Annotated in this window: 7 protein-coding genes and 4 pseudogenes; 1 reads left to right on the forward strand and 10 read right to left on the reverse strand. The window is 39.2% G+C overall.

Translation table 11 applies throughout. The features are described 5' to 3' along the window. Positions 1 to 115: 115 nt before the first annotated feature. The 7 genes and pseudogenes from B0I26_RS17445 to B0I26_RS17475 all read right to left on the reverse strand — a co-directional run bounded on the left by B0I26_RS17445 (position 116) and on the right by B0I26_RS17475 (position 5,717). Positions 116 to 993 (reverse strand): annotated as a pseudogene (locus B0I26_RS17445) (IS982 family transposase). A 109-nt stretch (positions 994 to 1,102) separates the two neighbouring features. Next, positions 1,103 to 1,489 (reverse strand): retropepsin-like aspartic protease, encoded by a 387-nt coding sequence (locus B0I26_RS17450; RefSeq protein WP_111646634.1) that lies wholly within the window; start codon positions 1,487 to 1,489, stop codon positions 1,103 to 1,105. Then, positions 1,479 to 1,733, reverse strand: coding sequence for a hypothetical protein (locus B0I26_RS17455; RefSeq protein WP_094245925.1), 255 nt, complete (start codon positions 1,731 to 1,733; stop codon positions 1,479 to 1,481). Before B0I26_RS17455 ends, B0I26_RS17450 begins: the two co-directional genes overlap by 11 nt. Before the next feature lie 45 nt (positions 1,734 to 1,778). Next, a pseudogene (locus B0I26_RS17460) lies at positions 1,779 to 2,255 on the reverse strand (Rpn family recombination-promoting nuclease/putative transposase); the annotation flags it as partial. A gap of 263 nt (positions 2,256 to 2,518) precedes the next feature. Then, on the reverse strand, positions 2,519 to 3,025 hold the full coding sequence (locus B0I26_RS17465; protein WP_094245926.1) for a DUF4411 family protein: 507 nt from the start codon (positions 3,023 to 3,025) through the stop codon (positions 2,519 to 2,521). After that, positions 3,022 to 4,173, reverse strand: a complete 1,152-nt coding sequence (locus B0I26_RS17470) for an ImmA/IrrE family metallo-endopeptidase (RefSeq protein ID WP_094245927.1) — start codon at positions 4,171 to 4,173, stop codon at positions 3,022 to 3,024. Before B0I26_RS17470 ends, B0I26_RS17465 begins: the two co-directional genes overlap by 4 nt. Before the next feature lie 211 nt (positions 4,174 to 4,384). Further along, positions 4,385 to 5,717: pseudogene (locus B0I26_RS17475) on the reverse strand (ISLre2 family transposase). A gap of 149 nt (positions 5,718 to 5,866) precedes the next feature. Between B0I26_RS17475 and B0I26_RS17480 the strand changes: the two are divergent. Next, positions 5,867 to 7,209, forward strand: a pseudogene (locus tag B0I26_RS17480) (IS4 family transposase). On the opposite strand, the gene B0I26_RS17485 reads toward B0I26_RS17480, so the two are convergent. The 3 genes from B0I26_RS17485 to B0I26_RS17495 all read right to left on the reverse strand — a co-directional run bounded on the left by B0I26_RS17485 (position 7,183) and on the right by B0I26_RS17495 (position 8,778). Further along, on the reverse strand, positions 7,183 to 7,521 hold the full coding sequence (locus B0I26_RS17485) for a hypothetical protein (RefSeq protein ID WP_094245929.1): 339 nt from the start codon (positions 7,519 to 7,521) through the stop codon (positions 7,183 to 7,185). The pseudogene B0I26_RS17480 and the gene B0I26_RS17485 sit on opposite strands and share 27 nt — an antisense overlap. A gap of 518 nt (positions 7,522 to 8,039) precedes the next feature. Beyond that, entirely contained in the window at positions 8,040 to 8,336 is a 297-nt protein-coding gene (locus tag B0I26_RS17490; protein WP_003397908.1) for a nucleotidyltransferase domain-containing protein, read from the reverse strand. Beyond that, on the reverse strand, positions 8,323 to 8,778 hold the full coding sequence (locus B0I26_RS17495) for an HI0074 family nucleotidyltransferase substrate-binding subunit (protein WP_111646635.1): 456 nt from the start codon (positions 8,776 to 8,778) through the stop codon (positions 8,323 to 8,325). The genes B0I26_RS17490 and B0I26_RS17495 overlap by 14 nt, the downstream gene beginning before the upstream one ends. Positions 8,779 to 9,669: the final 891 nt, after the last annotated feature.

The following is a 9,669-nucleotide window of genomic DNA, read 5'->3' on the forward strand; positions in this document are numbered from 1 at the left end:
GCTAAGGGGCTTTCACTTTTAAGCCAGAAACTTGAGGAGTATTTTTCGTTAAACTATAGTTTTACGCAAAGTTTGAGGCAGGAAATAAAAAGTAACCCATGGTGCTAGTTGAACTCTATTGTTCAACTAGCTCAAGGACAACAAGCGTGTAAGCCAATAAAATGCCATCTAGTGCTGTTTCAAACCCATCGACGCTATTGGCACGGATGGCAGTAAGACGAAATAGATCGGTAAGAACAGAAAAAGTGGTTTCCGCGATTTTACGTTTTCGACGCATCCACTGTGCCCACTTTTTCGGCGAAACCGTGCATTGATTTTTGCGAGATGGTGTCCAGAACGCAATCCCATATTCACGATAAAGCTTCTCTTGTAATGGTTGACTGACGTATCCTTTATCTCCTAACGTGTAAGGATGCGGAAGTTGAGTCATGACTTCTTCTGCCACGATTCGATCGTGATACGAAGCAGCCGTGACCACATATCCCATCGGAAGCGATCGTTCGGTGATCTGGATGTGTAACTTAAATCCATAAAAGAACATTTTCTTAGAAGCACAATATCCGATATCCGCCACATCCCGAAAACGTTTGACACGCGAAGCACGCGCATAGTGACATAGCTCGATCGGTAAACTGTCCACGACGGCATAGGCGTGATGTTGTCCACCTTTGGCGAGTTGGTATCGAATCATTTGATCGCCCAACGCAACGAACGACATCGACGGTTGTATCGAGAACGTTCAGGGAATACCTCTTTCGTGAATAAGTTTCCAACGATAAAACAATGCCACGCTCGCTCCGATGTGAATCCGAAAAGCTTCCCGAGCACATGGATAGCAATGATGACCGCATCGGTTTGCTTCAACAAGTGCCGATTGCGTCGTTTCAAATGTGGTTCGATATAAGACAACTGTGTGATCACAATCGATAAAATGGTGGCATATTGTTTTTGAATTTTGGCTTTGTTTGTTGTAAAATGAAAGTGCTCTTGCATGGAACTTCTCCTTTCAAATGTTAGATCGCACTTTCATTTTAAAGGACAGTTCCGTGCAAGGGTTATTTTTATGTTCAATGATCTTTATCTAGCACCACGGGTTTATCCTTTATTTTTGACCGGAACGATACATTTCTAATTTGTCCAGGTCTAGGACAAGTCCAGCGTCTAGCAATATATCTAATCCTAACAAACCGTTAATCCCATCATAGTCCATCCCACTAAAATCAATCTCATACTCTATCAGTTGAAAAGAACCTAATTTAATAGAGTCCAATTTCTTCGTAAATGCGTGCTCTTTTCCACCGATTCCATAATAAGTAACAATATGATCGCCCATCTCTACTCGCAAATCAATATCCTCTACTGCATTTTGAGAAATCAGTGTTTTAACAGCACCAGTATCAATGACCATATTATTAACCAACTTAGACCTTCCTTGATAAACAATTTCTATCGATGTAAACAACAACCCATCACGATATTCAATCTGCATAACGAAATTTCTCTCTCAGGCCAATCGTTCCACGAACTTTTAAAACAATCTCCTCGTGACTAGTGTGATAAACAAGCTGATCCCCTTTTGATTGCAGTAACTCACGAGTTGCATCCTCATCCGAAACCGTTCCAATGACAGCCACCTCTTCAATGATTTCCTGATCACCCTGTAAATGAGACTTCAATACCTGTAATTTCACAAATTGGTTCGGATACAATGAACGCACTTCCTGCCATTCCATCTCCATCACCTCAACTTGTTCTTTCAATTGATTATATCACTACCCAAAAACCGAAAAAAGAGAGTGCGGGCTCCAAAGGAAATGCTCTTCGTCTTCCCGGATGTGAAATACGGTGTGGAAGCGATCCGTTTCGTGAGGGAATAGCGGGTAGTTGAGGATCGTGATCATAATCGTTGGTGGAAGTTCATTGTATTCCTGCCCTTTCGAAAGAGACAGCGAAAACAACCGCGCCCAATAATACAGCACCCTTTCTGGCATATCATGCTGATGGACGACTTGGATTTCAACGTTGATTCGCTCGCCGCCGTCAGTGAACACGAGCACATCCAGCCGGCTCATCTTGCCGTCTTCCGTCTCTTTCGGAAGTTCGGTATTTTCATATTGCACATCAACAATCCGGTCGCGGCCGGTTCGGTTCAAAAGCCCGTTCAAAAACGCAATCGTAATCCGCTTTCGGCTTGGGTGGCCGAACAGCTGCTTGAACATAAAATCCATTTTCAAGTCGAGGTATTCTTTTGGCATAGGAGGCTTTCATCCTTTCGAGGAATTTTTTTGAGGAAATATAGAGGATTTGCTTTTATTAAAACGGAATGAAGAGGAGAAATCAAGATTTGAAACAGAATTTTCTGGATAAAAACAGAAAGAGAGCCGGGTGATTTTTGAGAATATTACAGGCTCTCTTTTTCTGATATTCTAATAATCTTCGATCTACTTCAGGATGTACCAGACACCATGCTCAGGGGGAATTAATTTTATTTTTAGACTAACTTGTGAATTCTGAAAGTTTAACCAAGTTTTATATTCAATCTACGCAACATTTCAAATGTATTCACGTACTGTACATTAAATGCACGACAGACATTCGGGATAGGGATTCTTTTTTTTATATCGGCATTAAATTGTTCATGTGTAACTACTATAAAATTATATGTCTTTGCGAAAGCTACCAGCCAGCTATCCGCTACACTGGCGAAGTCATTTTTCGCAATGTCAAGATATTGGTTTTGATTAACTGCCCAAGTAATAATTTTCCGATATGTGTCAATAACTTCCTCTTTATCTGTCGGTTCAAACCATTGAGCAAAGTTATTATTTATCCACTTGCTCAATTCATCGTCTTTATGAAAATTATTGATTTCTTGTTTAACACGATCGATACTTATTATGTTACCGCTTTTGGCATGTTCAAACAGGGCATTCCAAAAGGAAGGAGCTATGTCAAAAGAATAATACCTGTTATAGGCCTCAATAAAGACATTGGCATCCAGTACAAATTTGTTGTTAGAGCTCATAACTTTCTCCCAGGATCTAAATATTCTGCGAACTTAGAAAAAGTTTTGCCATAAAGCCCAGTCAGTTGATAGGCTTCACGGTAGAGAATTGTTCCTTCCTTTGTAGCCCTTATTACAGCTTCTGCAAAACGGCGGCCGATACGTAAATGTTGAGTTGCGTAAAAGTTGCCCCCGCTAGTATCTTGATTTTCTTGGTAACGTCTTTCTATATAACAGGCTTGATAGAATTTAAAAAACTCATCTTTAGTAATTAGTTTCAAATCTAGCGCTCTACGGGCTGCAACAATTTCACTTACTTTGAAATTGCGAGCAATTTGTTTAAAACAATCTTCATATCTGCTTACTTGTTGCCACATATCGAGCAACTCATCTTCGGGTACGAGAAACTCTGCAGCCGCTTTGTTACATACATGCTCGATTTTAATGTCAGCAGGCTGAAGATTAGTTAAATCAAATGCTGCGCTTGCTCCATACCAAATATGAGCGAGTTCGTGCGCCAATGTAAACATTTGTGCAGCTTTGCCATCTGCTCCATTCACAAATATTAAAGGTGCATAATCATCAATAAGCACAAAACCACGAAATTCATCGACATCCAATTTCCTATGCGTATTATTACCGACAACTCCATTGATCACTACAATAATTCCAATGTCTTCAATTTTTTTTATTAAGTTGCGTAAAGCTTCTTGCCAAGTTCCTTGCTTTGATGCCCAACCGTCTTTTAAACCTAACGTTCTTCTGATATCTTGAGCAACCAACTTTGGATCGTCTGATAAGTCTGCAGAACCTACATAATTTAAAGGTTCGTTTCCCAGTTGAATTAAATAATCACGCATCCATTGTTGACGCCTCTCCATAGTTTGAACGGTTTCTAAAAGATTGGGGCTGGGTTGAGTAGCAAATTCATCTTTAATAGTGCGATAGTGGGGAATATTCAATTTCTCCTCTGGTGGATTAGGAAGAAAGAAATAACCAAGAGGTATAGCAGTTGCTTTTGCGAATTTTTCTAGCTGCTTAAGAGTTGGTTGGCTTTCATTATTTATCCATTCATTAAGCTTTGGGAATTTGCTCTTAAGCATGTCAAAATTACCAGTACGTTTTACTGCCCATTGTAGGACATTTGGTTTTACCTCAACCCTAGCCATGATGTTACCCTCCTCCTAGATATAGTATGCCACAAATTAAGTAAAGGAAAAAGAGATGTCTGTTAGATGATTGAGTCAAGAGTTTGTGGGAGATTTTTTTGATGTTTTTATACGTTGGATATATTTGGTTTTAACAACTTGATTTTTATAAGTATTTTGTAAGCGTTTTCTAATCCTCTCATCCTGTTTGTGTGTGCCTTCTTCGCTTTTTTTAAAACCCTTTCAATGCTTTTAATGCTTGGTAAATAGGCGTTCCTGACGAATGATGTAAATAGCGGATATTTCCCCGCACAAACTCAGCTACTCGTGTTCCTACGTGCTTGATTGCCTTTTTCACCATGGTTGGTTCCGTTTCTCTCTTTTCCTCTTGCGAAAGAATCTCTCCTTTCCATGTCTGAATCGTTAATCTGTCTTTTACAGCTACCATCACCTGTAAAAACGCTCGAATGCCTTCGTCACACCAACTCCGTCCACTCTTTACTCGCTTCGCAAAGACGTGCATCGTTCCCTCTGCGCTTCCCATCGGACGCATTCCTGTCGTATCTATCCCTTTCTCTCGCAACCACTCGCGATAATCACTCAAACAGCCCGGCATGGACTCAATCCGTTGGATCAATCTCTCTACTTGTTTTTCTTTCTTCTCGTCCCCTAGCGTCCCTACTGCGCTATACAGTTCGGTTAATAACCCTTTCTCATCAAACGTGGCTAGCTTCTTTCGTATCGTCCGGTACCGCGGATGATGTTGGAAACATTCGCGAATTTCTCGAGCGACATGAAACCGATCCAACTGGAAAAACACACGTTTCCCGAAGTACTCCCGACAAGCCGTAATCCACTCCGCTCCATCTCCATTGATCACCACCCAATCCCTCGTTGGGTCATAGCCGTATTCCTCGATCAAAAACCGTTCTAATCCTTCCCACACCGGCTCTTTTGTTTGGTGTACATAGTGCCGTTTTCCAACCAAGGATACCCGTTTCCCATGTGGCTTCCATCCTTGGTGCACCGCCAAAATTTTTTCTTCCTTCCCTCTTCGGCGACTTCGCTGCCGTTTCACATATAGTCCGTCCGCCTCCACGAACAACACCTGTCGCTCCATTTCCATCGGGCGATGCCTATCCACTGTCGCCTGTACTACCATCTGCCGAATCCACCGCATAGCCTACCATCTTCTCTAACGCTTCTGCGGCTTGGCGATAAGAAGGACCGGTAACGGCTAATTCGATCGCTGTTTCCTCCAATAACGGACTCATCCCCTTCGCTCCATCGAAGCCGAGAAAATGATCTAACAAACACGTATACACGCCTTTTTCTCGATCCAAATAGTAATTGCGTCGGATCTCCACCTCCCCAAAGAGCGTCTGGATGCGTACCGTTCGTTTATCTTTTAGGTAATAACGCTTTTTATCTCGTTGCTTGGCTATCTCTTCATCGAGCCATTCCAATATCTGTTGAAACATTCCTCCATAAGTTTCTTGCAACATCGAAAACAATTCCATTTCTAACTCTTTTAATGTTTGCCCACCTGTGATAAACTGTTGCATAGGACTCTCTGACCTCCTGTGTGATATGGTCGCACTTATCACCTTACAGGAAGAGAGTCCTTTTTGCCTCTATTTTGCTCATCCTCCTTCTTTTCAAGAAAACCTCCCCTTGAAACAGATGGAAGAGGATTTAGCTTCCTCCCACAAACATTTTACTCATACAAGAAATTAAACAAGGATTTTCCGAATTAAATATTGGATATCATTTAAGAAAAGCGAATATTACGAAACTTTCCGGGTATTCTTGTCTTGCTGTTTTCAAACTGATTTTTCTTTTAGTCTTCCAATATAAGAACTGGTTTCGTGTTTTTATGAGTAAACGATCTCAGGATCTGCCCGGAAAGGATATGGTCTATCGCTTTTTAATACACCAACCTATAATTGGAGAAAGTTTCTGCTTTCATTAAGCAGCGAAATGATCCGTCTGCTTAAACCATTAACTTCAAAAGATCGTGTCACAGCTTTTGTGATTGATGATTCTGTCTTTTCAAGAAACCGTAGTAAGTCGGTTGAACTGTTGGCCAAGGTATTTGATCACTCTACCCATCAGCACTTGAAAGGGTTTCAAATGCTTACCCTTGGCTGGACCGATAGTTTTACTTTTATTCCCGTTGATTTTGCTCTTCTAAGTTCACTGAAAAAGGAAAATCGCCTGCAAGAAATCAATACCAATATTGATAAACGAACATCTGGCTATAAGCGTCGCCAGGAAGCTCTGAAATCAAAACCGGACGTGGCTTCAGCTTTACTTGATCACACCCTTGAAAAAGGGATTGTAGCTGACTATGTTCCTATGTTCTCATGGATTCCTGGTTTACACAAGCGCCTTTAATTGAGAAGATTACGAACAAAGGGTTATTTGTCATTGGCATGGTGAAGCAATTAAAAGCGATACGTTTACAATGGTGAACGTTTCACACTGAATCAACTTTACAAATTGACAAAACCTCACATGGGTAAAAAAGAAATTCTCGGATCCGTTTATGCTACTTTAGACAATGGAATTCCAGTAAAAATTCTATTTGTACGAAACCGTAATAAACGGAGCGAATGTCTTGCCATTCTTAGTACAGATACAACATTAGAAAATGAAGAGATCATTCGTATTTACGGCATGCGTTGGGACATTGAAGTCTTCTTTAAATGCAATAAATCCCTTTTAAATTTAGAGAAAGAATTCCAGGGGCGTTCATACGACATGTTAATTAGCCATACAACCATTGTTTTTACACGATATATTCTCATTGCTTGGCAAATGCGAAAAGAGGAGGATTCTAAGACTATTGGCAACCTTTTTTACATCCTTTGCGAAGATGTAAAAGACATAGATTTTATTACTGCCCTCCAATCGCTTATTGACCTTTTCCAAACTTTGGCAAAATCCAAGGTTTCTTTGAACATTGACATCTTTAAAAATCAAATGAATAAATGGTTGGCTTCTATTCCTAATTATATCAAGCAATGCTTAAATATTTCTGTGTGCGAAAGTTGAGTTAATAAGATTTATTTTTTCTGTGTTTCGGTACTGTTCTCTAAGCAAGTGAAGCGTGTCGGAATCTAGCTTCGATATCGCCTCTAGCATGAGTTCTGGCTGTTTCATAAATGTACTTAACTCTTTTGCTAGTTCATACAAATATTTGACAGCACTTTCAACTTTAATCTGATCGTACTGCGCACTGCAAAAGAAGAAATCTTGAATATCAAGCATGGTTAAATCATGATAAGTGTTCTTTAAGTGTTGAAGGGCAATTTCGCACATTTGTAAATACGTCTCGTAGTTGTTGCCAACGGTTCGAAGCTTCATCTCAATCCCGTACGATTTTTTAAATCCATAAACACTTCTTGCTTGTAGAGAAGGTATTTTCTATAATCAAATGCGGCAAGCAAATAGGCAAACAGCGGTGCTCCAAGCGAAATGCTTGGATTATATGCTTTCCCCTTTTCCCGAAACAATTCACGATAAAGATGAATAAATGAACTGATTTAACAACATAGCAACCTCATGCGGACGCTCCTCAGCATACTTCACTAATCAGCCGTATTGCTCCAATGTACAAAACTTCCAGAGGAAGGATTCTCTTTCTGCAGCTTTTTTACAATATTGACAAACAATGCCTGTCACTGTTCGCCAAGAACGTCTTTCAAAACTGTTTGCGTTCATCATCCATTATGGGAAGGAATAGTTGATTTTCATGTATGGGTGGGGAGTAAAATTTACTCATGGATGTTTTTTGCGGAAAAAGGGAGGGCACCCGAAAAGAGAACGCCTAGCGAACACTTTTGGGTCCCATCATGTTCGACACATACTCTCGAACACTGAGCTCACGACAGAGGCTTTGCATAAATGACCTTTCCATCACGCATAATTTGCCGTTTTATTTCCTCATTCAGCGAGTCAAAAAACAGCACATCACACGAATAAATGCCGACAATCTCGTCAATGTCGTCCATTATTTTCCCCTTTTTATTTCCGGTATAATCAAGACACAAATCAATATCAGAATTATAGCGTGCCGTGTTTTTTGCGCGTGATCCAAACAAAATAACTTTTTGAATCTCTTTGTCACCTTCAAAATACGTAAGCAACCGCTCAAATACATTTTTATTAATTCCATACATCGCTATCAATCACTTCTTCTTTTATTTTTTGAAGCAACGCTTCGATTTGGTGAACATATTCATTTACGATTTTATTTTTTATTCGCTCATAATCTTCTTCGTTATACACATGGGCAGTTGCGTTTCGCGAACTCAGCATATCGTTCCATACATCAATATTTTCAATCCATCCTTCCTTAAAAGCTTGACGATAACATGCCCGCGGACTGTTTAGTTCAAGCCCGGATGACTTAAAAATTTTTGATAAAAGCTTCCAAAGTTGATCTTCTAAAATCTCATATTTTTTCACAATCGAATCTCTATACACTTCTTTCATCAATTCGTCTTCATTTGTTATTTGTTGCGATGCTGAAATCACATTTTTTAAGTGCAACAATAAACGAAATGCATATTGATACGACAACATGATCGATTCTTTGTATTTGTCAAACAAATCGTCCATTCCCAATCTACCGCCTTTCTCTTACATAATAACACAAAAAAGCTAAAACTATGTACGGCTTCTTCTGATGATTTTCAAACAAACAAGACATAAGTTCAACAACTTGATATGGTTGCTAATATAATGAATACATCTTCCATGGACATACTCAAATTCCAAAATGTATAAATTTAAAACATTCGACAAAATAGATTTTCACTCTTGTAATAATGATGCATTTTTTGCGTCATGAGTATCAATCCCGAAAACATAATTAAGAAAAAAAGCCTCCTCCTAGCCTTTAAAGCATTTTTTCAAAAAGTTGAAATTGACATATATTTCATCCTCGAAAAATTCACTGAGCATGTTGAGATACGTAGCTTGGTAAATGACGCGAATATGAATGTTCATTCTTTGCGACTTCTTTGTTTTTCTCCTACTTATACTTACTCATTCGGCATCGTTCAAAAAAATCCTACTTTTTCGGAATCAAAGATTACGAAATGTGAGTGAACGGTTTTTTAGAGTACATTGAACATCGTCTGGAAGAAGTTCTACAACGCTTAGTAGGAGACGTTTCTTGAGAAGTCGAAATATTGAATTACAGTTACATTTATATATAACAGAAATGCTCTTTTTTCATTGTTTATTTGACAGGGTTAATTGTAGGGAGCTTTTATCTGAATTCAAAAGCTCTTCAATATATTTTAGAACACTTTTACACAAAATAAATTACTCAACTTTCGCAGTGAAAAATTTATGAATAATCCTTGATTTGATAGGTTTCTTTGGGTATCTCAATATTCACTTGACACTGAAAAATTCGTCTAAAAAACAAAAAGACACCTCTTTCTTTTGGTAAACGATTGGTGACCAAACCAAAAACCAAAGAAAGAAAGGTGTCACCATTAT

Source organism: Paranoxybacillus vitaminiphilus (assembly GCF_003259935.1).
Classification (GTDB): domain Bacteria; phylum Bacillota; class Bacilli; order Bacillales; family Anoxybacillaceae; genus Paranoxybacillus; species Paranoxybacillus vitaminiphilus.